Here is a 25,944-nt window from a genome sequence, read left to right as displayed (position 1 = left end):
TATGGGCAAAGAAAAATCTACCGTTCAGTCTCCAATCGTAGTTGGACTGGATATCGGCACTACAAAGATCTGTGTCATTGTGGGGCGCAGAACAACACATGGTAAGATTGAAGTTTTAGGCATAGGAAAAGCGGAATCTGCAGGGGTAACCCGTGGAGTAGTTTCCAACATTCAAAAAACCGTTCAAGGTATTACCCAAGCCGTGGAGGTAGCCAGCGGACAATCTAATGTGGAGATCCGTGTGGTTAATGTAGGTATCGCCGGTCAGCACATCAAAAGCTTGCAACACCGCGGAATACTTACCCGCAGGGAGCTTACCCACGAAATTGGTAAAAAAGACATTGACAAATTAATTGATGATATGTTCAAACTGGTTATGCCCCCAGGAGAAGAAATCATCCATGTTTTGCCGCAGGAATTTACCATTGATAATGAACCAGGTGTTAAAGATCCGATCGGTATGGCGGGTGTTCGTTTAGAAGCGAATTTCCACATTATCTCTGGTCAGGTTACTGCTGTTAAAAACATCATGAGGTGTGTAACGCATGCTGGTTTAACCACGCAAGAATTAATTTTAGAACCCCTGGCTTCTTCAGAATCTGTATTGAGTGATGAAGAGAAAGAAGCAGGTATCGCTTTAGTTGATATAGGTGGTGGTACAACAGATATTGCAATTTTCCATGAAGGTATTATTCGCCATACGGCTGTTATTCCTTTTGGTGGTAACAGTGTAACTGAAGATATCCGCGAAGGTTGTTCTGTGATGAGAAACCAGGCGGAGTTGTTAAAAACCAGATTCGGTTCAGCACTTGCCGAAGAAAATAAAGAAAACGAAATCATTTGTGTACCTGGCTTAAGAGGCAGGGAACCGAAAGAGATTTCTGTAAAAAACCTAGCTTATGTGATCCAGGCCCGTATGGAAGAAATCATTGAGCATGTTTATTACGAAATCAAATCATCTGGTTATGAAAAAAAATTGATCGGTGGTGTAGTAATTACCGGGGGTGGCGCGTTATTAAAACATTTGGCCCAATTAGTGGAGTATGTTACTGGATTAGATTGCCGCGTGGGTTATCCTAATGAACATTTGTCAAAATACGAAGATATGCCTAAAACCATATACGACGATTTGAAAAGCCCAATGTATGCAACCAGTGTAGGATTGTTAATTAAAGGAATCCAAAAAGCTGAAGAGCTTGCTGAAGAAATGAAACAACCTGGTGTTTATGTTGAAAAACCACAGGAGGTAAAGGAAAAAGCAAAACGTAGCGGTACAGGTTTGTTTGATAAGTTATTGGCAAAAACGAAAGACTTTATCAAAGACGACATGAATGTTAGTGACGAAGATTATATAAAACCGTAATATTTATTCACAATAAGCAACTTTTCCACATTCTCAACAAATGTTGAAAACTATTGTTGAAAATTGGTAATATTACATTGAGTAGATGAACAGCTAAGGCAAATTTATAAACAACTGATTCATAAAGATATGCAGTTCGAAATGTTAAAAGATAAGTCATCCATCATCAAGGTAATTGGTGTTGGTGGCGGTGGAGGTAATGCGGTTAACCATATGTACCGACAAGGAATTACCGGGGTAGACTTTATTATTTGTAATACAGATGCTCAGGCATTGGAGTTCAGTCCTATTCCTAATAAAGTACAATTGGGCGCAAGCTTAACTGAAGGGATGGGCGCTGGCTCTATACCGGAAGTAGGTAAAAACTCTGCTATAGAAAATATAGACGACATCAAACAGATGTTGGGTAGTACCACAAAAATGTTGTTCATCACTGCAGGGATGGGTGGAGGTACCGGAACCGGTGCCAGTCCAATTATCGCGCAGGCAGCTAAAGAATTAGATATCCTTACTGTTGCTATTATTACTACGCCATTCTCTTTCGAGGGAAAACGTCGTAAAATGCAAGCTGAGGATGGTCTTGATGAATTAAAAAAATACGTTGATTCTTATCTGGTGATTTCTAATGATAGATTACGTGAGATTTTTGGTAACCTGACTTTAGGTTCGGCATTTGCTCAGGCAGATGACATTTTGACTACTGCAGCTAAAGGCATTGCAGAAATTATTACTGTGCCAGGTTACATCAACGTGGATTTTAAAGATGTGCGCACGGTTATGAAAGACAGCGGTGTCTGCATCATGGGAAGTTTTGCCTGTGATGGCGAAGACAGGGCGCTGAATGCTGTAGAGGGTGCACTAGCTTCTCCATTATTAAAAGATAACGAAATTGAAGGTGCCCGTTACATTTTACTAAACATCAGCTCAGGCTTACGTGAAGTAACTATGGATGAGGTAACCATCATTACAGATTACATACAGGATAAAGCAGGTTTGTCTGCAGATTTGATCTGGGGTAATTGCATTGACGAAAATCTAGAAGATAAATTATCAGTAACCATTATTGCTACGGGTTTCCAAACTATGGAACAAAGGGTTCACGAGAAAAAGAATGTGAAGAAAATTTCACTCTTAACTCCGGAAGAAGCTCCATTAGTAAAACCAATTGAAGCAGTAAATTCTTTTATTCAAACCAAACCAGAGGTTTATACCAATGAACCGGTGATGAAATCGAACGAAGGTAAAAAACAGTCTGATTTATTTGCTGACTTGTCTAACGGAAGCAAATCCCGCCGTACTGAAGACGCTGAAAATAATATTATCCGCCATACTTTAGTTGAAGAGGAAATACAACCCGAATCCACTAATGAAAAAGGTTTTGAGTTTGAAATTAAATTGGCGGAAACAGACTACGTTTTTGATACTCCTAAGACCAGTTTTAATTCCGCTCCTGTAGATCAACAGCCAGCTGAGCCGCAACAAGAGATTGGGTTAGACGATGATAAAAATGATGATTCTATTGAAGATCAACTTAAAAAATCTAAAGAAAGAATTTTAAGATTGAAAGATTTAAGCATGAAACTGCGCACCACCAATGGTTTGCAAGAGCTTGAAAACGAACCTGCTTACAAACGCAAACAAATGCAATTGCAACAGGTGCAACATTCTTCAGAATCGCAGGTGTCCAGATTTACGTTAAGCAACGATGAAGACGGAACAACTGAAATTAGACCAAATAATTCATTTCTACACGATAATGTGGACTAATCTAATATAATGTGATATAAAAGCCTTAGCAATACTTGTTGCTAAGGCTTTTGTCATACTAGAACATTTGCGTTTTATAACATAATCAGGTATTCTTCCTTATTGGATATCAGTCATAAAACCTTAAATTTGCACAAAATAAGTTAACTTAATAACATATAAAATTGGATATTTTTGAAAAGATAGCAACGCATATGGGCCCACTTGGGCAGCATCAAAAATGGTCTCATGGCTATTTTTCTTTCCCAAAATTAGAAGGTGAGATTGCACCTCACATGAACTTCCGTGGGAAAGAGCATTTGGTATGGAGTCTGAATAATTACCTGGGTTTAGCTAATCACCCTGAAGTAAGAAAAGCAGATGAGGCCGGTGCCGCAGAATTTGGCATGGCCTACCCGATGGGTGCAAGAATGATGTCTGGTAATACAAAATACCATGAACAACTAGAACAAGAACTGGCTTCCTTTGTAGGTAAGCCAGATGCATTTCTATTAAATTATGGATACCAAGGTATGGTATCTATTATCGATTGCCTGGTGGACCGTAATGACGTGATAGTTTATGATGGTGAATGTCATGCCTGTATCATTGATGGTTTGCGCCTACACATGGGTAAACGTTTCGTCTATAAACATAATGACATTGAAAGTGCCCGTAAACAACTGGAACGCGCCTCTAAACTGGTTGAACAAAGTGGTGGTGGAATCTTATTGATTACTGAAGGAGTTTTTGGTATGTCGGGTGCACAGGGAAAATTAAAAGAACTGGTAGACCTAAAAAAAGACTTTAATTTCAGGTTGCTGATTGATGATGCACATGGTTTTGGAACCATGGGTGCAACAGGAGCAGGTACTCACGAAGCCCAGGGTTGTATTGAAGGGGTGGATATTTATTTTGGTACCTTCGCAAAAGCTATGGCTGGCATTGGTGCTTTCGTAGCGTCTACAGAACAGATCACTAATTTCTTTCGTTATAACATGCGTTCACAAACTTTTGCCAAGGCTTTACCTATGCCAATGGTAATTGGGTTGCTTAAACGCCTGGAATTGCTTATTGGTAAACCTGAGCTAAGAGAGAACCTTTGGAAGATTGCCACCGCTTTACAAACAGGTTTGAAAGCACGTGGATTTGATATAGGCATTACCGATACGGTGGTTACCCCAGTGTTTTTAAAGGGTGAATTGCTTGAAGCAACAGCATTGACCATGGATCTTCGTGAGAACTACAGTATCTTTTGTTCTATTGTGGTGTATCCGGTTATTCCTAAGGGCTTAATAGAGTTAAGGTTAATTCCTACTGCTGTGCATACAATTGCCGATGTTGAACGTACACTAGAGGCATTCAGCGCAATTGCTGAACGTTTAGACAGTGGTTATTATAAAGAAAATAAATCCGAAGTACAAGCTTAGGTTCATTACCTAAAAAACGCCCTTCAAACACGTTTGAAGGGCGTTTTTGTTTTAAAGATTTTAATTAACTGTCTGAAACACAAATAAATGCTTCAAATATTAGTGTGGTGTGATGTGAATAACCACTGTTTTGTTGAGAAAAACCACTCTAAAGGCGTTTTTTTATTCGCCTAAAAATTTTTTTATTAAAATAAACATCCTACTTTAGTAATAGTATTAACCAAACTCTAAAACCCTAAAGAATTTTAAAATGGCAAAGATCGAGAAATTCAATGAATTAAAAGACTTAATCAATGGTCTGGAAGCAGATGCTGACAAGTTTTACAACAAAGCAAACAGCGCTGCTGGTACCCGTGTAAGAAAAGGGTTACAAGATGTTAAAAACCTTGCCCAGGCGATCCGTTTAGAAATCCAGGCCGCTAAAAACAAAGAAGCTTAGTAACCGCATGTTTCATAAAAAAAGACCGTCAATTTTGAGGGTCTTTTTTTATGCTTTATCTTCTGCATAGGCGTTCGGTCCATTTCATTTCTGTAATTCAGGCTTTACAGGTTCTGATCTTATTCCAACTGCTTATCACTAGTTATTTTGACTAAGGCGATGTTGCTAGGCATCAGCGAAAAAAACTAGTTTAAGCTTTTTACCTGTTCAATGATTTGTGTCTCCAGTTCGGTAGATACCGATACCAATGGTAGCCTCACCGCATCGCCGCAAACCCCGAGTTGTTTTAAAGCGGCTTTTACGCCTGCAGGGTTTCCTTCAGCAAAGATCATTCTGGTCAGTTCTACTAAATTAAGATGTAAAGGAGCTGCGGTAGTATAATCACCCTTTAAACATAACCTGATCATGTCAGAAAATTTTTGAGGTAGCGCATTTCCGATCACAGAAATCACACCCACGGCACCTAAGGCAATCATAGGTAGCGCTGCAGGGTCATCACCCGAGATCAAAAGAAAGTCTGCTGGTTTATCACGTAGAATTTCATTAAACTGATCGAAATTAGCTGAAGCTTCTTTGATAGCGATAATGTTTTCGAAATCTGTAGCTAATCGGCAGGTGGTTGCAGCTGTCATATTGCTTGCGGTCCTGCCGGGTACGTTATATAAGATAACCGGTAATGCACTGGCTTCACTTACTGCTTTATAGTGCTGATAAATGCCTTCCTGTGTTGGTTTATTGTAATATGGACTTGCCGATAGGATAGCGTCGTAACCATTGTTTTCAAAGGCTTTAATTTCTGCTACTAATTCAGCAGTGTTGTTGCCTCCGAGGCCTGCAACTAAAGGTACCCTTCCATTATTAATCTCTGCTGTATAGGCCCAAATCTTCTTCTTTTCTTCCTTATTGAGTGTTGATGCTTCGCCTGTTGTACCTAATGACACGAGGTATTCTACCTGTCCATTAATCTGGTAGTTAATCAGGTTTTTTAACCCGTCATAATCTACTGATCCATCTGCATTAAAAGGCGTAACAAGTGCTACACCGGTTCCATGAAATTTTTTCATTTTAAATTTTTATTTCAACATCTCTAATAAATCATCCGCTGAGATCAGAGGAATATTCAATTTTTTCGCTTTCTCCAATTTAGCCGGACCCATGTTATCGCCTGCAACCAGGTAACCTAATTTTGCAGATATACTGCTCAATAATTTACCACCATTACTTTCGATAAGCTCTTTTAAATCTTCTCTATTGAATTGTTCAAAAACGCCCGAAATTACAAATGTTTTTCCAGTTAACTTATCACTTTCCAGTGTAATTGCAATTTCTTTTGCCATAAACTGCAGACCATACGCTTTTAGGCGTTCAATTTGATGTAAATGTTCCGGCTTGCTGAAATATTCGCGGATACTCTCCGCGATACGTTGCCCAATTTCATCAATTGTGGTGAGTTCTTCTACAGTTGCTGTTGCCAGGCGATCTATACTGCCGGTGCCATAGGCAAGTTTACGTGCAACGGTTTCACCAACGTAACGGATACCGAGGCCAAATAACACTTTTTCAAAAGGCATCTGCTTGGATAGTTCTATGCCTTTAAGCATATTTTCGATAGATTTTTCGCCAAAACGATCGATGGTTTTTAAAGCCTCGGCTTGGTTTTTTAAGGTATATAGGTCACTTATGTGACGAATGAGACCCCGCTGATAAAATGTTTCTATGGTTTCGTCGCCTAAGCCATCGATGTTCATCGCCTTGCGGCTGATAAAGTGCTGGATTTTACCGACAATTTGTGGTGGGCAACCCTCATCGTTAGGACAGTAAAAGGCAACTTCTCCTTCTTTACGGATTAAATTGGTATTGCACTCCGGACAAGTAAGAGGATAAATAACAGGCAGCGCGTCAGTTTTCCTTTTTTCCAGGTTAACGTTGATAATCTTAGGGATTATTTCACCGCCTTTTTCAACAAATACCGTGTCGCCCAGGTGCAGGTCAAGGCGTTCAATTTCGTTGGCATTGTGCAGGGTGGCTCTTTTGACCGTCGTGCCAGCTAATTGTACCGGTTTTAAATTTGCAACAGGCGTTACTGCTCCTGTACGACCAACCTGGTAAGTTACTTTTTCAAGTACAGTTTCGACCTCCTGAGCTTTATATTTATAAGATATCGCCCAGCGTGGTGATTTGGAGGTGAAACCTAATTCCTGCTGTTGCGAATAACTATTTACTTTAATTACGATACCATCAATATCATAACTTAATTTATAACGTTCATTCTCCCAGTGTTTAATAAAGGCAAATACCTCGTCCATTGAAGAGGCCAGGATATTGTGCTCACTGATGTGGAAGCCCCAGGTTATTAGGGTCTGCAAACTTTCCCAATGGGTTTTAAATAATGTCTTGTCGGTATTTAGCGCATATAAAAAGCAATCGAGGGGGCGTTTGGCCACTTCTCTGGAATCCTGCATTTTTACAGTGCCGGCGGCGAAGTTCCGAGGGTTGGCGTAGGTAATTTCCCCAATTTCTTCACGTTCCCTATTCAACTTTTCAAAAGCAGCACGATGCATTAATATTTCACCGCGTATCTCAAAGAGTTCAGGTGCAGCGTTAGTTCTCAGGTGATGGGGAATATTATTAATTGTTTTCACATTGCTGGTTACATCATCACCTTTGCGGCCATCGCCACGTGTAACTGCACGAACTAGCTTATTGTGTTCATAGGTGAGGCTGATGGACAACCCATCAAACTTCAATTCACAAACATATTCAAAATTGTCGCCCAGCGCTTTACGCACGCGATCGTCAAAATCACGAAGGTCCTGCTCATTGTAGGTGTTACCCAAAGACAGCATAGGCCACTTGTGGTTAACCGTTTTAAACGTTTTGGTAATGTCGCCACCAACCTTTAAGGTAGGGGAGTCCGGATCGGCAAACTCAGGGTATTCCTTTTCAAGTTTGGCAAGTGCTTCTAGTTTTTTATCAAACTCGTAATCTGCAATGGTGGGCATTGCAAGTACATAATAGTTGTACGTATGCTGATTAAGTTCGATAACCAGGGCATCCATCGTGTCTTTAATAGCAGATTTTGACATAACAGCGAAGATACAAAAAGATGCTGATCTTGTTTAACAGGTACGGATAGGTAAGGCCAAACTGCCCTCAATTTCTCTGAAAATATCAAGGTAATCCTTCTCGATGGTATTTTTATAAGAGATTAGACCGGCAGTGAGAAGCTGTAACTGTGCGTCTGTAAAAGGATCATTCCACAGTCGCATGCAAATGCGGTTTAATGCGTAGGTGATATTTTCAATTTTCTGGTAGCTCAATAAATACCTGCTGGTAATAAAGCTGTTAAGGAATTGAAGAAAATGATCGAGGTCGAGGATACCGGCTTTCGTCAAAAATGATTGCAGCGCCTCACTGTTAGCCTGCTGAAGCTGTTCATAAAACCGGTTTATGTTAATAAGTCCGTGTACAGTGAGCAAGTGATCCAATACCAATTCCAGTCCGATGTGGGCTAAAAAGAAAGGTTTAACTGGGCCAGAATGCATGGCCGGCATGATGAATTGTTTAAGTATGGCTGTTTGAGAATTAAAGAAATTAGAACAGTGAAACAAACGATCTACTTCCAGATGTCTGTTCCAGCCCCGTAAAATAGACGACTCTTCTGGATGGTCTACAAATAAATGTTCTTCTTTTTGCGGGTTAAGATTCCAGTCCTTATGTGCGTTTTTAATAAAATCAGGCAAAACAATCCCTATGACCAGATGGCTATCCAGCTCTTTTCTCTCGAAGTAATAATGGGATAAGAAGTTCATCGGATTAAAAATACTGAAAATGTTTCGAAAGTAAAGCTATCAGTTATTGAATTTAAAGGAAAAGCGAAGTTCAACCAGCTTTTTCTATCTTTGCCACAAAAGCAGTAAAAATGACCAATTTTGTAGAGGAGTTACGTTGGAGGGGCATGTTACACGATATCATGCCTAATACCGAAGAGAAATTAAATGAAGGCATGACATCGGGTTATATTGGATTCGATCCAACGGCAGATTCACTCCATGTAGGTCATTTAACCCAGATCATGACGCTTATCCATTTTCAGCGTGCAGGACATAAGCCTTATGCTTTAGTCGGTGGAGCAACTGGTATGGTTGGCGACCCATCGGGTAAATCTGCGGAGCGTAATTTGTTAACTACAGAATCTTTAGCACACAATTTATCAGGGATTAAGGCACAGTTGAGTAAGTTTTTAACTTTCGGAGAAGCAAGTAACGATGCGGTGATGGTTAATAATGCTGATTGGTTTCAGCATTTTAGTTTCCTTGATTTCATTAGAGATGTGGGTAAACACATTACCGTTAACTATATGATGGCCAAAGACAGCGTAAAAAAACGGCTGGATGGCGAAGGTGGTGCAGGTTTATCTTTCACCGAGTTTAGTTACCAGCTGATTCAGGGATATGATTTCTACTATTTGTGGAAGAACCACAATTGCATGGTGCAAATGGGTGGATCGGATCAATGGGGAAACATTGTTACAGGAACGGAGTTAATACGCCGGAAGGAAAGTGGTACGGCCTATGCCATTACTACCCAATTGATTAAAAAAGCGGATGGTACTAAGTTTGGAAAAACAGAAAGTGGCGCAGTGTGGCTGGATGCCGTGAAAACATCACCGTATAAATATTATCAGTTCTGGTTGAATGCGACAGATGATGATGTTAAAAAATGGATCAGAATTTTTACCTTAAAAACCAGGGAAGAAATTGAAGCATTAGAGGCTGCGCATGAGCAGGCACCACATTTACGTGTGTTGCAGAAAGCGCTTGCTGAAGATATTACAGTAAGGACGCACTCAGAAGCAGCGTTGGAAACAGCCATTAAAACATCGGAATTTTTGTTCGGTAATGGTTCCTTAGCTTTCTTTTCCACCTTGACAAACGAGCAGGTGTTGGAAATTTTTGAGGGCATTCCACAATTTAAAATCGACAAAACAGAACTGGCCGCTGGAATTGATGCATCGACCTTGTTGGCTGAAAAAACCAATGTATTTGCTTCTAAAGGTGAAGCTAAAAAGTTAATTCTAGGAGGGGGTGTTTCTTTAAATAAAGAAAAAATAGCTGCACCAACTACAATATATAATACAGGTAGTCTGTTGAATAATAAGTACCTGATTGTTCAGAAAGGTAAGAAGAATTACTTCCTGATCGAAGCAGAATAATTTTGAACATACTAAAATGCGCTTAAATTCATTTTAGTGTGTTTTATTCTCATTATTGCTTGTTAATCATTCCCCATTTGCGTACAATGCTGTTTACGTTCTGTATTTCACCATACGCATCAGCAAGTTTCATACAACTTATCAGGCACTTAATACCTTAGTTTCTCTATTAAAGTCCTTTACTCTGTCGACTAGCTTGACTTAAGTATGAAGAAAGCTAAATAGCTTTTGAATTATTTTATCTCACAAAGCAATAATTTGTAAACTTTCATTATTTAATAAAATATTTATCAAAATTCATGATTGCATTTGGTTAATTACATGTAAATTTGGTATTAAGATAATGTTATTTAATAATTGGTAAAATAATTTCTATTTTATTGTTTAAGGACTGCTAATATGAAGTAAATGATTAAACACTACATGTATGAGAAACAAAATACTAATTGTCGAAAAAGAAGTACTGATGCTTTATTTTTTAAAACATCGGTTAAGAAAAGAAGACTTTGATGTGGATATCGCGGTTGATGGACGAGAAGCGATGTTATTGATTAGTCAAAATCAATATGATGCCGTCATTGTCGATTTAACATTGCCTTTCATGTCTGGATTTGAACTGATTTTTAAAATCCGGACAAGTGAGAATAATTTTGCCACACCTATATTAGTTTTGTCGGCATTAAGTGATGAAAACGCTATTGTAGATGCCATGGGTGTTGGGGCAAATGAGTTTCTTAAAAAGCCATTTGCTACAAAAGTATTATTAGCTGTGGTAAATAAAATGGTATCAGGGTATAATTTAATGCCCCAGGTTTATGGCAACTGAAATATCGTTATTAGAACAGCTCCACGAGCGTTATCTTCATTATCCTTATTTTATCCAGATCGCTGTAGTGGGGATTCACCTGTTTATCATTTTTATTGTATTGATACAGCTAGTTTTGCTCTTCAAACGGTTGTTTAACTCCTCTTTTGAACAACGTAAAAACAATTACCTGGAACAGATTATCCAGGAGCTTGTTGGTAATTTAATGATACAAGACGTAGTTGCCGAGCAGGATGTGCAGGCAATTGTGGGGCGCTTGAAATATATGGCCAAAAAGGATCCACTATATAACCAACTGCTTATTGATACCCTGGTTTATTATCACCGCAATATGACAGGAACAACTGCAACGTTGTTATCTGCAATTTACCAGAGAATGGATCTAGAAAAAAGTTCAGTGGCTAAACTGCAAAATAACCCATGGTATATTCAAGTTAACGGACTTCAGGAACTTCAGGAAATGACACCGTCTTTTAAATCTCTTAACTATATACATGGATTTTTAGACAGTGAAAATAATGATTTGCGTATTGTAGCACAGGCTGCTCATATCAATTTGAATCAGGAACACCCTTTTAGTTTTCTGGAAAAGGCACAGCAACCGCTTTTAGATTGGCATCAGGTATTATTGTTTGACCTTATTTGCAATAATGATAAGTTACAGGTTCCTGACTTTAGTGCGAACTTAAAGTCAAGAAACCAATCTGTTATCATTTTTAGTATTAAACTGATAGAATATTATCAGCAACTGCATGCAATCCCTACACTTATGGAAATCATGGATCATCCGGAACCAAAAATTAAGGAAGCTGTTATTGGTGCTTTGGGGAAGCTAGATGCGGAAGATGGTGAGCAAAAGATGATAGCCATCTATTCACAACAGTGCTTATCTGTTAAGCTTAAGATTCTGAAAGCTGTTGGAGATATCGCAAGTGGCAAAAGCTTGACATTTCTATATGTTCAATTTTTAAAGGCTAATAACTACCATTTAATGAAAACTGCAGGAAGAGCTTTAGCCAGATACCCTGCGTTTGATCGGGAAGCTTTTCTGAATAGATCTGATGATATATTACCTTTTCGGAAGAAAATTATTCTGCATTATTCCAATACGCTAATCAGAAATTAAACGGTAAATAATTAATCTATGAGAGAGTTTTACGAAATTTTTATTTTTTATTATGCCTCCATTTTAATGCTCTCGTACTCTTTATTGATTATATTTTCAATTATTGAGATTCGACAGTATATGTTGAGAAAAAGCAACAAAGATTTGCGGTCGCTATTGACCTCTCCTCATGCGCCCGGCATAACAGTGATCGCACCGGCTTTTAATGAAGCAAAAACGATCATCGACAACGTATATTCTTTATTATCCCTTAATTATCCAAAGTTTGAAGTGGTGATTGTTAATGACGGCAGTTCTGATCATACGCTTGAGAAAATGGTACTGGAGTTTGACTTGGTGAAAACCGATTATGCTTACCATGAACACATAAAAACGAGTATAATCAGGGGTATTTATCGCTCTTTAAATCCTGCTTTTTTTAATCTTTTGGTTGTCGATAAGGTAAATCGTAAGAGCAAGGCTGATGCCTCAAATGCCGGAATAAATGTTTCCTCTTACCCCTATTTTTTAGCTACTGATGTTGATTGTGTACTTCATAAAGACACTTTATTGAAACTAATTAAGCCCATAATTGATGATAAAAACAAAGTCATTGCTACTGGGGCTGCTATTCGTCTGGCCAACTCCTGTGATATAGAAAATGGGTTTTTAATAAAGGCGAAGGTGCCTCAAAAAATTTTACCCCTATTTCAAGAATTGGAATACATTCGGTCTTTTTTAATCGGCAGGATGGCGCTGAGTAAAATTCATGGATTAACCTTAGTATCGGGTGCATTGGGGATGTTTGACAAAGATATCGCAATTAAAGCCGGTGCATATGATCCCCTTTCTTTAGGTGAAGATATGGAATTAGTAACCCGGATGAGGATATATATGCATGATATCAACACTAAGTATAAAGTAAAATATATACCAGAATCATTGTGCTGGACGGAGGCACCCGCAACTTTAAAAGTGTATAGTCAACAACGCACAAGATGGGCTGGTGGATTAGCCCAAAATTTATGGCGACACAAGCGTATTATGTTTAATGTAAAATACGGGGTATTCGGGATGATTTCTTTTCCGTATTTATTTTTTTCTGAATGGCTTGCACCCATTATCGAATTACTTGGCATTATGTTTTACATCTATTGCATAATAACTGGGCGTGTAAATTGGGAATATGCACTTATTCTACTGGTCTATGTTTACAGTTTCTGTGTTACGATGAGCATTTTTTCAGTTTTATGGGATGAGATTATATTTCGACAATACAGTTCTAAATGGGCAATTGTACAATTATGTCTTACCGCATTCCTGGAGCCCATATTTTATCATCCATTAGTCATCACTTTTGCTTTAAAAGGGGTGATTTATTCCTTAACAGGTATACAGCTTTCCTGGGGGAACATGAAGCGCGAAGGTTTCAGAAATATTTCTACGACATCAACGTCTACCCTAAATAATTAATGACATGAATGGTAAAAGGTATATGCTTTACTTGTTATTACTGGTGTCATCTTTCAACACTAAGGCTCAACAGGTTGATGTAGATGAACTCTTCAAACAGGCAATTCACGAAACGAATGCGGTAGGAAATTATAAAAATGCTATGATGCTCGTTAAAAAAGGGCTGGAGATCAGTCCTGAATATTTAGATATCAGGGTACTACTTGGTAGACTTTATTGGCTTAGTGGCGAAAATGATAGTGCCCGTATAGAATTTAATCGCGTGCTCCGCACGTCGCCAGGTCAGATTGATGCTTTAGGTTATCTGGAAAGGATGGCCAGGGAAGAAAAAGCCATAAAGATAAGTGGCTTACGCAACCGTTTCACATTAGTGGCTAATCCAACTTACTTTGACCGAAGGGGTAAAGAAAACTGGAAGTTATTGAATGCTTCCTTAGGAAGAAAATTTAAATTCGGAACGGTGATTGCCCGTCTTAATTATGCAGACCGTGCTTATGCAACAGGTTACCAGTTTGAAATAGAAGCCTACCCTAAACTTACAGAAGGGCTTTATTCATTTGTTAATGTGGCGTATTCAGGAGCTTCCATTTTTCAAACCCTACGGTCGGCCTATTCCTTTCACAGCAGTTTTCCAAAAGGGTGGGAAGGTGAGGTTGGTATGCGCTATATGTATAGCTCAAGTTCGATGTTCAGTTTTGGAGGATCTGTGGGTAAATATTTAGGCAGTTATTGGTTTAACCTCAAGGTTTTCCTCACCCCACAATCTGGAGTGGTTTCTCATTCTTATGCCTTAACCACCAGGTATTTTCTAAATACTGGTGATGATTATATTACTTTAATTGCTGCTACTGGGGTATCACCAGATGACCGCACAAGGGATTTTCAATTTGAAGAACGGGTTAACCTGAATTCTGGGCGTATAGCTTTTGGGTATCAACGCTTGGTAAGGTCTAGAAATGTTGTTGGAATTTTGGCCACATGGAGCAGAGAAGAATATATAGTCAATAGTCCGGAAAATGAACTTGATTTTTCACTGACTTTCCAACATCGCTTTTAAAAGGAGGACGTTATGGCATCGATCAATCATCTACATTGGATTTTTTGTTCATTGGTTTTCACGCTGCTGCGAGAAGAACCTGTGGTATTGGTTTCAGAAGGGAAATCTGAATATAAAATTGTGATTGCTTCTGCACCAACGGAAATTGACAAACTAGCAGCCAGCGTTTTTCAAAAGTACATTAGGCAAATGTCTGGTGCTGAGCTTCAAATTGTTCCTGATAGTACAAAAATATCTGAATTTGAAGTGCAAATAGGCAAATCCAATAGAACGGCAAAAGAAGATGTAGAAGATTTAACCCCTGATGGGCTCCTGATAAAAACTCGAAATAGGTCGCTCATTCTAACCGGGGGGACAGCAAAAGGGGTATTATTCAGTGTTTATGCTTTTTTAGAAAAATACTTAGGTTGTAGAAAGTATGATATCGGATTACCCTATATTCCTGAACGGTCGTCGATCACACTTGCCAAAAACCTGGAGCTGAAAGAAAATCCGACCTTGCAATACCGGGACGTTTTTTATCCGCAGACCCTGGATGTGGAATATCGGAATTGGCATAAGCTTCATACTTTAGATGACTCCTGGGGCTTATGGGGGCATACGTTTAACCTGCTTGTACCTGCAATCGAGTATTTCGCTAACCATCCCGAATATTATGCATGGGTTGACGGAGAAAGAAAACCAACACAACTTTGTTTAAGTAATTCTGAAGTATTTGCTATTTTAACAGCTAATCTACGCCTTAAGATAGAGAACAACCCCGGGTTAACCTATTGGTCTGTGAGTCAGAATGATGGTGTTGGATATTGTGAATGTAAACAATGCGCGCGCGTAGATAAAAGACAAGGCGGACCGCAAGGGTCCATTATAAAATTTGTAAATAAGGTAGCTGCTGATTTTCCAGACAAGATCATATCAACACTTGCGTATGGTTATTCGCAAAAAGCACCTAAACACCTAAAGCCGGTTTCAAATGTAAACGTTTTATTTAGCAGCATAGTGAGTAACCGCAATGAGCCCATTGCAACAGACCCACGTTCTGAATCGTTTCGAAAAGATCTGAAAGATTGGACACGACTAACCAAAAACCTTATCATTTGGGATTATGTGATACAATTCACAAACCAGGTAAGCCCTTTCCCTAACCTCAGGGTGTTGAAGCCAAATATGGAGTTATTCAAAAATGCAGGAGTTTATGGTGTCTTCAGTCAAGGAAGTGGTTATGGAGAGGCTGAATTCTCTGTATTAAGGTCTTACTTACTTGCTAAATTGAGCTGGGATTCACAATTGAATGCTACCGAGATCGTTGACGATTTTGTAGGTAATTATTATGGTGAGGCAGCGCCATTTATCCATTCTTACATAGACCTGATACACCAGGAACAAAAAATGTCTAGCAGGGTGTTAGGTATTTATGGCAGTCCGGTGCGAGAGCATCTTTCCTATCTGCGTCCGGAGCTTATTGCCTTATATAATAAAATATTCGATGAAGGAGAAGCTGTTGTAGCAACGAATGCTATTTTATTAGAAAGAGTACGTATTGCACGTCTTCCATTACAATATGCAGAATTGCAGCTGTCGAAATTTTATGGAATTGGTGAACATGGTGTTTTCTTGATGGAAGGTAACAGGTGGGAGGTTAAGCCTGGGTACCAAGAGAAAGTTAACCACTTTACCAACTTGGCCATCCGGGCAAATATTAAAGAAATTTCAGAATCAGGGTTAAGTCCGGCCAACTATCAGAAAGAATGGAAACAGGTTTTTAAAGACGGGCCGAAATTGCATCAGGCCCTACACGCAGAGGTGAAAGCCGTTATACCTTTCAGCGACGAATATGTGAATAAAGGAACAGCAACATTAACGGACGGAAGCAGGGGGTATGGCGACCACGAATACAATTGGCTGGGCTGGGTTGGGGGCAATATGGAAGTGGTGGTTAATTTAGGGAAAGAAATGGTGATTAATCAGGTTGGATTAAGTTTTCTTGACGACCAGCGGCACTTGGCTTTTGTTCCAGAAGTTATAGAAGTCAGCTTTTCTATTGATGGTCAGCACTTCCAGGATCTTAAAACGGTACATACCGCACTGGAGGAGCATCCAATAAAATCTATTAAGGATATTAATATCGCTTTACCGGAAAGGACTAAAGCTAGATTTGTTAAAGTTTTCGCTAAAAATGTTGACAGAATACCTTCATGGATAGTAAACAATGGGAGAAGTGCCTGGATTTTTATTGATGAAATTATGGTTAATTAATATCGAGTTATGTATAGTACTTTAAGTGAAAAACTACTCCGTTCATCCACTCTGTATTTCAGGTGGCTAACCGCATTAGTCATTACGTTTTTGGCCATGCGGGTTGTTGAAATGTTTTTGGCGATCGACATAGACAACATGCCCGATAATATTCTGCTCATATTAAAGTATGCAATGCTATCAGATTTGCTTTTTATTTTAAAAATGCAGCCAGCTCTGTTTTTGATTTTCTTTTTTTTATCAGGCTTAAAATCATCTTATTGGTATTATGGTTTTTTCGGATCCATATTGATCTTGGCTTATGGAATTTTACTCAAGTATTTTCAAACTGCTATGGTGCCGCTTGGCGCCGACATGTTTGGCTACTCTGTAACAACTTTAGAAGAAATCGTGACTAGCAGTGTTCAGTTAGACTATACATTGTTCATGTTCTTTATGTTTCCTTTATTGGTTTACTGGAGTTTATATAAAGTTTTCTTTTTTTATCAATGGGGGCAACCAATTGATACAGCTGTAATATTTAGTATTGGTATTGCTTTGCTCTGGTCGGGCCAGTCTATAACTCCGAAAGCGAACGATCTAAAAAATGAGTTTTTATACCAGATGACACAAAATAAGGCAGCTTTTTTCATAAGCGAAGTAAACAAATACCTGTATTCTAAAGCCATTGATTATTTCGGGGTAGAAAGCGGTCATCAGATTATTGTCGCTGAACCTGAAACAGGCTTTCAATATGTAAATGCCGAGTATCCGTTTTTACGAAAGGAAGAGGCAACTGATGTACTTGGCAATTTCTTTTATTCCGATCCGAAAGTATTGCCAAACCTCGTATTTATTCAGGTAGAAGGTTTAGGTAGGGCGTTTAGTGGACCTCAATCCTATCTAGGTAGCTTTACTCCTTTTTTAGATAGTCTCGCTGAAAAAAGCTTATACTTTTCTAATTTTCTTTCTGCGCAGGGAAGAACCTTCAGTTCTTTAGCGTCCATTTTGGCATCTTTGCCTTTCGCTGAAACAGGTTTTAATGACCTAAGCGCTAAAATGCCTAAGTTTTATTCATTGGTAAATATCTTGAGTAACTATGGATATTCAAGCGCGTATTATGGCGGTTTTGAAATGAATTTTGATTTTCAGGGTGAGTTTATGAAAAACGCGGGTGTTCATTCCATTGTAAGCGCCGACGATTTTGATGCTAAAATAACAATGGCTTCCTCCATCGGACATGCAGATGAGGAACTCATCAATGTGGTTTTGAATGATCCACGACCTCCTTCTCCACCTCACATTAAATATATTCAAACTTTAAGTATGCACAACCCTTATACCATTCCAAACCAGGCATATTACCTTAACCTATTTGAAACGCATATGGAGAAGTTGGGTTTTAGCGAAAAGAAGAAAAAAGAATACAGAGGATATCAGGACATCTATGCAACGATCCTATATACAGATAAAGCCATTGAACGCTTTTTTAAAGAATCTATGAATCGTCCTGAATTTAAGCATACCATATTTGTGATTACTGGCGATCACCGATTGCCTGAGATACCACTATCCACAAATATAGACCGATATCATGTTCCTCTTCTTATTTATTCGCCAATGCTTAAGCGGGTTACTCAAATCAAGTCAATATCTTCTCATTTAGATATTGCCCCCTCATTAGTTGCATATTTAAGAACTAACTATCATTTAAAAACGCCAGAACATGTTACTTGGGTAGGCTCAGGTCTGGATACCGTAATAACCTTTAGAAACACTCATAGTTATCCTTTAAAACAAGGTAAGACCGTTTTACATACGTATATCTCAGGATTAAGCTTTCTTGATAATGGAAAGTTGTTTACACTTAGTGATAATATGAATGTTGACCCCTCTGAAGATGAACTCCTCTTGAAGGATGTAAACAAACAATTTTTGAGCTATAAAGAAAAAAACAACAATTTTGTAAAAACCCTAAAACTTGTGCCAGATAGTAATTTTATTAGCTTTAATAACAGTTTATTAGGACAAAACCTGGATTAATTTATTGCACTAACAGGTTACATCCTCTGATGTCGGCCTGGTCGAATCGGCCTAATACTTCAAATGAATTATCTGGATATTTCTTGCCTAGATCTTGAGTGGCAATAAAGGAACAAGAATTCACATTGGCCAGATCAATCACGTTGATTCCACCGGTTTGAGTAGTACTAATCAGACTTAAGGGGTCATTGGTATCCCTTAATACAATTTTCATCCATGGAGGGCAATTAAAAATTCCCTCGCCATAAGAATAAGCTTGTGATAATAATTCGGTCATGCCATACTCGCTATGGATGGACGAAACTCCAAAGCCTGCTTTTAGTACCATATGCAATTCTTCTCTAACCATTTCCTTCCGTTTTCCTTTCATTCCACCGGTTTCCATGACCACTAATTCCGGGTAATGGAGTTGATGAGCTTCTATAAAATCAAGTAAGGCATAGGTTACACCAATAAGGACCGTCTTTTGTTTAGCAACCTGTAATTTCTTTAATATGTTAAACAACTCATCGTGGTTATGAAGGAAATAACCGCTCAAAGGATGCTGACTCTGGGCGATTAGTTCATCTACCATATAAATCAATGAAGAGCCATCTCTTTCTAAATAGGAAGGCAACAAAGCCAATAAACAAGTATCGGCGATATTGCCATAAAACTGTTGGTAAGCCAGTTTAAAGCTATCCTGATATAAGTTTACATCTGTAACAAAATGCCTGCTTTGTGCCATGCCCGTCGTACCGGAACTGCTGAATACTATTTCAGGTTGCCTTGAATCGGCAATGACCTCATGACTTTTAAAAAATGCAATAGGCAGATAAGGGATATCCGCTGTCTGTTTAACCTGTGCAGGATCTATGCCCAAGTGGTACAGATAGGTCTGGTATACAGCACAGTGGGTTGATTGGTGTTTGAATATAGCTAAAGCATGTTCTTCAAAAGCTTTATCGCTGTTGATGGAAAAGATAGGATGATGTGCGTTCACCCCACAAAAATACGTAACAAGATTTAGTTTATGCGTTACTTTTATCAACTCGTAAAACTTCACTGGGATTGAGCTGCGGTTTCCTGGTATGATCAGCTTGCATGGACTTGCGGAAATGATAACCGCAAAATCCGCTGATGGCGGAAACAAAGCCTCCAAGAATACCCGTCAGAAATAAAATTGGTAACCATGACTTTACCATGAGCATCTCCCCAACCCGATTTGCCAGTAAGTGGTCGTTAGGGATGGACTTAAATAAAGCCATGCCGAACCAAAGTAATAATATGGCCAGGAAAGGATGCCAAATAGCAATTTTACCAGTTTTAGCCCATAATGCGCAAGTCACAAAAGATATAAGTCCAACGATCCACCAGGGGGCAAAAAGTTGTAAAAAAAACGATACGAGGAGAATGATCAGGAATACCATAGTTATTTGTTGGTGATTTTTAAGTTAGCAATTATTTTAGCAGAAGCATCTTTAGGTGATTGCATGTAATACAGGTCGTAAAGTTCACCCTTGGCCCAGGTGGCTGTCATATTATCATAAAATGGACTACCCGGGTTTCCTGATTGTCCGCCTGGAAAAACACCGTGACCTTTTGGGGTTTTCCCGAGCTCGATCACCATTCTCCAGCTAGGTCCATTGGTTTCGCTTAACGCATTGATGGTGCTTCTAGCGCCACCAACCCTTAATGTTTTTGTGCCGAAGCCAGGTATTTTAGCCAAATGAGGAATATGAGTGCTTTTTAAATTTGCCCAAGCCCATTTTTCACCAATAGAACCATATTTTCTTTCCAAACTATCACAAGCGTATTTAAATGATTCGTTGACCAGCCCTGCTAAATCTTCTTTCGCAGGGGTATTCACATTATCAAACCATGTTGAACCTGGTTCTTTTAGAATAAGCTGTATGGTGCGGTCGCGAGAAGGGTAGCGCATGGGTACCGTTGCCACAGTAAAATCATCATTCCAGATGTTGAAAAACAATCGTTTTGACCATAAATCAAATACACTGGCTGCAATTTCATCTGCCTCAAAATACTTATTCCATTTTTTGACCAGGTTAAGGGCTTCTTTTTGTGTAGCATTTAAATTTGCAGTATTAACATGTGGCAGTATACCCGGAAGTAGGTTCTCTGCAAAAAGGCTGTAACTATCCATCAGCATCACTTTCATGCTATCAACGGAAACCTTAGACATGCCTCCAAGTAAATCATTTATGCGTTTACCACGTTCATATGAGCTGAACTCCCAGTTAATGTAATAAGGATAAGTTTGATCTGTTGAGCTTTGGTTGGCTGAACTCACAAAATTACGAGGTGGATTCTTAAGAGTTGGATTATGATCTGCTGGAATCCAGCCCTGCCAGTCACTTTTTGAGTCTGTACCATCCAATAAAAATTTACCTTGATTTTTCCATTTTAGCGGGAATTTACCATTCGGTGTTATGGCTATATCGTTGTCGACAGATGCAAATACAAAGTTTTGTGCAGGGGCAGTATAGTAGGTCAGGGCTTTACGGTAATCATCATAGTTTTTCCCCCGGTTTAAATGATAGAAAGTCATCAGTTCATTAGATTGGTCGTGCGCAATCCAGCGAAGGGCATGTCCCACGGGCACATTGTTCGCCATTCGTAATTTCTCCGGTTTCTGAAAGTACACCACTGGCCCATGGTGTGTGTAAACCACGGTGTCGGTATAGGTTTTACCACCACGTACTTTAATAATTTCTAGTCTCTTGTTGGTTTTTTTCCATTGGTTGTCATGCCAGTAAAGTTTACGATCGTTATGCTGGAACTTAATCTGATAATAATCCAAAACGTCGGCTGCCACATTGGTTACACCCCAGGCAATATGTTGGTTAAAACCAATGGTAATTCCCGGCGCACCAGGTAATGATACTCCGTATGCATTTATACCTGGGGCATGTAGTTGAATCTGGTACCAGATTGACGGTAAAGTTAAATCTAAATGTGGGTCATTGGCCAGTATCGGAAAACCCGACGCCGTTTTTTCACCTGAAATTGCCCAATTATTACTGCCTATGCCATCATCTTTTTGTTTAGTTGCTATATTTCCAGTGACCATTTGGTTGAAGCCAAGTGGGGCAGGAGGTATTGGCAAAGGTTTAAAATTCCATGCAGTGCCTTTCGGAATAATTGGGTCTTCAAGCGTAGGGTAATCAGGGAAGAGGTTTTTAGTAGTTTCAGGACCAAATTTCTTCAAGATATTGCTCATGTAAAATTCATCGGAGCCCATGGCAAGTACAGCAGACATTTGTTTAAGTAGCAAGGCACATTTCAAAGGCGTCCAGTCTTCAGGACTGAAATCAAGGATTTTATACTCAATGGGTAAAGAGGCTTTGGTAAGGGAGTGGATATAAGCATTAATCCCTGCAGTATACGCCATAATCATTTCTTTCGATTTAGGATCCTGCATCATACCTTCCAGAGACTTCTCAGCACCAAACAGCATACCCATCCTTCGTTGATGCTGGTCAATGGTGATGGCCTGCTCGCCTACTACCTCTGCAATGCGACCAGCCGCAAAGCGGGTTTGAAAATCCATTTGCCATAAACGGTGCATTGCGGTTACATAACCCTGCGCATAATATACATCGTGGTCATTTTGAGCGAACACATGAGGTATCATACGGTCGTCGAATACGATATCAACATTTTCCTTTGTGCCTTTTAACACAAGCTGGCGATTTAATGGTAAAGATGAAGATTCTGCATTTTGCCAAAACCCAGTGAAGGGATTAAGGAATTTAAGTACAGGAGGTGTCTGTCCAAATTTTGTATTAAAAACATAAATAAGTAACAAAGGTATAAGGACACAGAGGAGGGCTTTAATTTTATTCATTGTAATAGGATATAATTAAAAGGAGGTGTGTGTTTGATGATAACAAGATATAAATTTTGTTTTAAAACAGATGTGACAAATACTATTTGCTGGTTTGATTTATTGTATTAAATTTATAAGAGTAAACCAAATAGAAATTAACGTATGATAAAAAAAATTACTAATGCAGTTTTGGTGCTGGTCATGTTTTGTGCAACAATTTTATCTGCACAGGCTCAAAGCACAATTGTTAGTGGAACAGTTATCGATAAACTAACTAGAGAGCCTATACCAGGTGTAGGCATTACTGTAAAAGGCACGACTTCCGGTACCGCCACAGATCAGAATGGGCGATATACATTTAGCACGACAGAAAAAACGCCATTTACCATTGTTGCTTCCTATGTTGGCCATACATCCCTGGAAAGGGTAATTTCAGGAAACAACGCGCAGGCAGACTTTGAGTTAGAAGGAACTGCTATACTCGGACAGGAAGTAGTCATTTCTGCATCCAGAACACCTGAGCGAATTTTGGAGTCGCCGGTAACAATTGAGCGGATGAGTGCTGCCTCTATCCGGGAAACACCTGCAGCATCCTTTTACGATGCCATCAATAATATGAAAGGTGTGGAAATGAGTACACAAAGTTTAACTTTTAAATCAATTAATACCAGGGGATTTAACTCTAATGGAAATACCCGCTTCAATCAGTTTGTGGATGGTATGGATAACCAGGCACCCGGTTTAAATTTTTCTGTAGGAAATATCGTAGGCTTATCTGAACTGGATGTTGACAATGTAGAACTTTTACCAGGTGCTTCTTCTGCACTTTATGGTGCTGGAGGCATTAATGGAACACTATTAATGACTTCAAAAAATCCATATGATTTCCAGGGCGTAAGTTTTCAGTATAAAACTGGTATTAACCATGTGAACGATGATAACAGTTCGGTACAACCCTTTAATCAAATGGACGTCCGGGTGGCAAAAGCATGGAATAATAAGTTTGGTTTTAAAACCTCCTTCTCCTTTTTGCAGGCAAAAGACTGGTTTGCTAATGACGACCGTAATTTTGACCGGACGGCCCGGCAGTTGAAAGGTGGCGACAGGAATTCAGACCCCAATTATGATGGTGTGAATGTATATGGTGATGAGATTAGTCAAAATATGATTAATGTAAGTCAAAGTGTAGCCTCACAAACGGTTGCTGGAATCCTAGCTGCAACAGGTGGCGCATTAAACATTAGAGATGTGCTTAACAATACTTTCGGCTCAGGGCCGGGATTACCTTCCGCAGCACAGCAAGCGGCATTTTTAGGTGGATTACCAGCTGCCTTACGTCCAACAGTTCAAAATTACCTTCCCTTTTATTTCGGCTTAAAAAATAACCTGATACCTAATCAATTTGTGTCAAGAACTGGATACGCAGAGCGCGATTTAGTAGATTATGATACTAAATCTCTTAAAACCTCTACCTCCATAAATTACCGTTTTTCCAAAACACTGGAAGCCATCGCACAAGTGAACTGGGGAACTGGAACATCAGTTTATACGGGTACAGATCGTTACTCACTTCGAAATTTCAGTATTGGGCAATATAAACTGGAATTAAAAGGACAGGATTTCTTTGTAAGGGCTTATACCACTCAGGAACGTTCTGGAGAAGCTTACAATGCAACGATTTTAGGAACTTTTATTAATGAGGCCTGGAAGCCATCTACTACATGGTTCCCACAATACATCGCTAATTATCTCGGCGCCCGCGTAGCAGGACAGCCAGATGAGGCGGCACAGGTTTTCGCGCGCTCACAAGCAGATGTAGGCCGGTTGTTACCGGGTTCTGCCGGATTTGAAACGGCTAAGGAGGTGATTACTTCCAAACCTATTGGTCCACAGAATGGTGCTAAATTCAATGATAAAACGAACTTGTACCATTATGAGGGCATGTATAACTTGAGTAACGCCTTTAACAATATAGTAGAATTTCAGGTAGGAGCCTCTTATCGTAACTACTTCTTACATTCTGACGGGACAATTTTTGATGATGCTACAAGAGATATTGTTATCAATGAATATGGTGCTTTTGCACAATTAGGAAAACGCATGTTTGATGACAAGTTTAAATTAACGGTTGCAGGCAGATATGATAAAAGTGAAAACTTTGAAGGACGATTTACCCCAAGAGTAACTGGAGTACTTACCGTAGCGCCAAATAATAATGTCAGGGTATCTTATCAAACAGGTTACCGCAATCCGACAACACAAGATCAGTATATTGATTTAGCAGTAGGTGGGGGCTCTACCCGTTTAATTGGTGGTTTGCCAGAGTTGGTGGAAAAATATGGCTTATTAACTAACAGGCCAGTAACCAGTCCTAGTTACCGCGCATTTTTGGCGTCGGCCGCAGCGGGCGCACCGAATCCGGCTTTATTAGAAACATATAATCTTGATCCAAGGGGTATCAGGCCAGAAAGTGTGCAGTCTTTTGAATTAGGTTATAAAGGATTGCTTGGATCAAAATTATTAATTGATACTTATGGTTATTATAGTATTTACAAGGACTTTATTGGCGGAATCGATTTATACCAAAATCCTATTCCTAATGCAACTGCAACCCCGCCTACAACCACAACGAAATATAGCGTACCCATTAACCTGGCCGATCAGTTGAAATCCTATGGTGCCGCTTTTGGATTAGATTACCTGTTTGGTAAATTTAATGCAAGTGGCAACATTTCCTGGAATAAAATTGGCGACCTACCAGAAAACTTCATTAATAGCTTTAACACGCCTGAGATTAGGTATAATCTAGGGCTTGGCAGTAAAGAGATTATAAAGAACTTTGGCTTTAATGTACAATATCGCTGGCAGGATAAGTTTATGTGGAATTCTACCTTTTCCAGTGGGGAAGTACCTGCTTACAGTACCTTCGATGCACAAGTTAATTTGAAAATTCCATCTGTGAATTCAATTTTTAAATTAGGAGGATCAAACGTACTGAATAAGTATTATAGCACCTCTTTTGGAAACCCCGAGGTAGGAGCAATTTACTATGTGGCTTTTGCTTTCAACCCATAATTAAAAGAACTTCATCATATGGCCGGACATCGCAAGGTGAACCGGCCATTTTTTTTGTGGTATTAAACTAATATAGTGGGTCATTTCTTTAATGAACCGTTGAGGTTT

General features: G+C 39.2%; 18 protein-coding genes. 12 read left to right on the top strand and 6 right to left on the bottom strand.

Translation table 11 applies throughout. The features are described from left to right. Position 1: 1 nt before the first annotated feature. The 4 genes from ftsA (at position 2) to IWX76_RS14715 (ending at position 4,978) form a co-directional block, all read left to right on the top strand. Positions 2–1,363 (top strand): cell division protein FtsA, encoded by a 1,362-nt coding sequence (ftsA, locus tag IWX76_RS14730; RefSeq protein WP_196860765.1) that lies wholly within the window; start codon positions 2–4, stop codon positions 1,361–1,363. 129 nt (positions 1,364–1,492) lie between these two features. After that, on the top strand, positions 1,493–3,130 hold the full coding sequence (gene ftsZ, locus IWX76_RS14725; protein ID WP_196860764.1) for a cell division protein FtsZ: 1,638 nt from the start codon (positions 1,493–1,495) through the stop codon (positions 3,128–3,130). A 164-nt stretch (positions 3,131–3,294) separates the two neighbouring features. Further along, positions 3,295–4,539 carry an aminotransferase class I/II-fold pyridoxal phosphate-dependent enzyme gene (locus IWX76_RS14720; RefSeq protein WP_196860763.1) on the top strand — a complete coding sequence of 415 codons (1,245 nt, stop codon included), beginning with the start codon at positions 3,295–3,297 and terminating at the stop codon, positions 4,537–4,539. Positions 4,540–4,789: 250 nt separating this feature from the next. After that, entirely contained in the window at positions 4,790–4,978 is a 189-nt protein-coding gene (locus IWX76_RS14715) for a histone H1 (protein WP_108555803.1), read from the top strand. A 185-nt stretch (positions 4,979–5,163) separates the two neighbouring features. Here the strand turns inward: IWX76_RS14715 and dapA are convergent, their stop codons facing one another. From dapA to IWX76_RS14700, 3 genes are read right to left on the bottom strand one after another with little or no spacing between them, the layout of a single operon-like run. Continuing rightward, complete coding sequence (gene dapA, locus IWX76_RS14710) at positions 5,164–6,042, bottom strand: 4-hydroxy-tetrahydrodipicolinate synthase (protein WP_196860762.1); 879 nt, start codon at positions 6,040–6,042, stop codon at positions 5,164–5,166. Positions 6,043–6,051: 9 nt separating this feature from the next. After that, complete coding sequence (gene ligA, locus IWX76_RS14705; RefSeq protein ID WP_196860761.1) at positions 6,052–8,064, bottom strand: NAD-dependent DNA ligase LigA; 2,013 nt, start codon at positions 8,062–8,064, stop codon at positions 6,052–6,054. Positions 8,065–8,097: 33 nt separating this feature from the next. Further along, positions 8,098–8,790, bottom strand: a complete 693-nt coding sequence (locus IWX76_RS14700; RefSeq protein WP_196860760.1) for an ACP phosphodiesterase — start codon at positions 8,788–8,790, stop codon at positions 8,098–8,100. Positions 8,791–8,900: 110 nt separating this feature from the next. Between IWX76_RS14700 and tyrS the strand changes: the two genes are divergently transcribed. From tyrS to IWX76_RS14665, 7 genes are all read left to right on the top strand, one after another. Further along, complete coding sequence (gene tyrS, locus IWX76_RS14695; protein WP_196860759.1) at positions 8,901–10,193, top strand: tyrosine--tRNA ligase; 1,293 nt, start codon at positions 8,901–8,903, stop codon at positions 10,191–10,193. Between the two features lie 427 nt (positions 10,194–10,620). Further along, positions 10,621–11,019, top strand: coding sequence for a response regulator transcription factor (locus IWX76_RS14690; protein ID WP_196860758.1), 399 nt, complete (start codon positions 10,621–10,623; stop codon positions 11,017–11,019). Further along, entirely contained in the window at positions 11,009–12,145 is a 1,137-nt protein-coding gene (locus IWX76_RS14685; RefSeq protein ID WP_196860757.1) for a HEAT repeat domain-containing protein, read from the top strand. The genes IWX76_RS14690 and IWX76_RS14685 overlap by 11 nt, the downstream gene beginning before the upstream one ends. 18 nt (positions 12,146–12,163) lie before the next feature. After that, positions 12,164–13,597, top strand: coding sequence for a glycosyltransferase family 2 protein (locus IWX76_RS14680; protein ID WP_196860756.1), 1,434 nt, complete (start codon positions 12,164–12,166; stop codon positions 13,595–13,597). A gap of 4 nt (positions 13,598–13,601) precedes the next feature. Beyond that, the gene (locus IWX76_RS14675) at positions 13,602–14,654 is read left to right on the top strand and encodes a YaiO family outer membrane beta-barrel protein (RefSeq protein ID WP_196860755.1); all 1,053 of its coding nucleotides are present in this window, start codon (positions 13,602–13,604) and stop codon (positions 14,652–14,654) included. A gap of 12 nt (positions 14,655–14,666) precedes the next feature. Next, the gene (locus tag IWX76_RS14670; protein ID WP_196860754.1) at positions 14,667–16,910 is read left to right on the top strand and encodes a DUF4838 domain-containing protein; all 2,244 of its coding nucleotides are present in this window, start codon (positions 14,667–14,669) and stop codon (positions 16,908–16,910) included. A 138-nt stretch (positions 16,911–17,048) separates the two neighbouring features. Next, on the top strand, positions 17,049–18,932 hold the full coding sequence (locus IWX76_RS14665) for an LTA synthase family protein (protein ID WP_196860753.1): 1,884 nt from the start codon (positions 17,049–17,051) through the stop codon (positions 18,930–18,932). A 1-nt stretch (position 18,933) separates the two neighbouring features. Here IWX76_RS14665 and IWX76_RS14660 read toward each other — a convergent pair whose 3' ends face one another. The 3 genes from IWX76_RS14660 to IWX76_RS14650 are packed head-to-tail and all read right to left on the bottom strand — an operon-like array spanning position 18,934 to position 22,779. Continuing rightward, positions 18,934–19,914, bottom strand: coding sequence for an acyl transferase (locus IWX76_RS14660; protein ID WP_196860752.1), 981 nt, complete (start codon positions 19,912–19,914; stop codon positions 18,934–18,936). Between the two features lie 28 nt (positions 19,915–19,942). Beyond that, positions 19,943–20,341: a hypothetical protein gene (locus IWX76_RS14655; protein WP_196860751.1), complete on the bottom strand. Its 399-nt coding sequence runs from the start codon at positions 20,339–20,341 to the stop codon at positions 19,943–19,945. Between the two features lie 2 nt (positions 20,342–20,343). Continuing rightward, positions 20,344–22,779: a penicillin acylase family protein gene (locus tag IWX76_RS14650; protein WP_196860750.1), complete on the bottom strand. Its 2,436-nt coding sequence runs from the start codon at positions 22,777–22,779 to the stop codon at positions 20,344–20,346. Between the two features lie 144 nt (positions 22,780–22,923). Here IWX76_RS14650 and IWX76_RS14645 point away from each other — a divergent pair, with 144 nt between their 5' ends. Beyond that, positions 22,924–25,836, top strand: coding sequence for a TonB-dependent receptor domain-containing protein (locus IWX76_RS14645; protein WP_196860749.1), 2,913 nt, complete (start codon positions 22,924–22,926; stop codon positions 25,834–25,836). Positions 25,837–25,944: the final 108 nt, after the last annotated feature.

Source organism: Pedobacter sp. CAN_A7, from assembly GCF_015752175.1.
In the GTDB taxonomy this organism is placed as follows: domain Bacteria; phylum Bacteroidota; class Bacteroidia; order Sphingobacteriales; family Sphingobacteriaceae; genus Pedobacter.
The sequence above is the reverse complement of the archived record's forward strand: the minus strand, read 5'-3'. Positions and strand labels throughout refer to the sequence as shown.

Coding starts and splice junctions, on each gene's coding strand:
- IWX76_RS14700 (WP_196860760.1), bottom strand. CDS start 8,790: ATGAACTTCTTATCCCATTATTACTTCGAGAGAAAAGAGCTGGATAGC.
- dapA (WP_196860762.1), bottom strand. CDS start 6,042: ATGAAAAAATTTCATGGAACCGGTGTAGCACTTGTTACGCCTTTTAAT.
- IWX76_RS14675 (WP_196860755.1), top strand. CDS start 13,602: ATGAATGGTAAAAGGTATATGCTTTACTTGTTATTACTGGTGTCATCT.
- IWX76_RS14650 (WP_196860750.1), bottom strand. CDS start 22,779: ATGAATAAAATTAAAGCCCTCCTCTGTGTCCTTATACCTTTGTTACTT.
- IWX76_RS14680 (WP_196860756.1), top strand. CDS start 12,164: ATGAGAGAGTTTTACGAAATTTTTATTTTTTATTATGCCTCCATTTTA.
- IWX76_RS14715 (WP_108555803.1), top strand. CDS start 4,790: ATGGCAAAGATCGAGAAATTCAATGAATTAAAAGACTTAATCAATGGT.
- IWX76_RS14670 (WP_196860754.1), top strand. CDS start 14,667: ATGGCATCGATCAATCATCTACATTGGATTTTTTGTTCATTGGTTTTC.
- IWX76_RS14645 (WP_196860749.1), top strand. CDS start 22,924: ATGATAAAAAAAATTACTAATGCAGTTTTGGTGCTGGTCATGTTTTGT.
- ftsZ (WP_196860764.1), top strand. CDS start 1,493: ATGCAGTTCGAAATGTTAAAAGATAAGTCATCCATCATCAAGGTAATT.
- ligA (WP_196860761.1), bottom strand. CDS start 8,064: ATGTCAAAATCTGCTATTAAAGACACGATGGATGCCCTGGTTATCGAA.
- tyrS (WP_196860759.1), top strand. CDS start 8,901: ATGACCAATTTTGTAGAGGAGTTACGTTGGAGGGGCATGTTACACGAT.
- IWX76_RS14690 (WP_196860758.1), top strand. CDS start 10,621: ATGAGAAACAAAATACTAATTGTCGAAAAAGAAGTACTGATGCTTTAT.
- IWX76_RS14685 (WP_196860757.1), top strand. CDS start 11,009: ATGGCAACTGAAATATCGTTATTAGAACAGCTCCACGAGCGTTATCTT.
- IWX76_RS14655 (WP_196860751.1), bottom strand. CDS start 20,341: ATGGTATTCCTGATCATTCTCCTCGTATCGTTTTTTTTACAACTTTTT.
- ftsA (WP_196860765.1), top strand. CDS start 2: ATGGGCAAAGAAAAATCTACCGTTCAGTCTCCAATCGTAGTTGGACTG.
- IWX76_RS14665 (WP_196860753.1), top strand. CDS start 17,049: ATGCCCGATAATATTCTGCTCATATTAAAGTATGCAATGCTATCAGAT.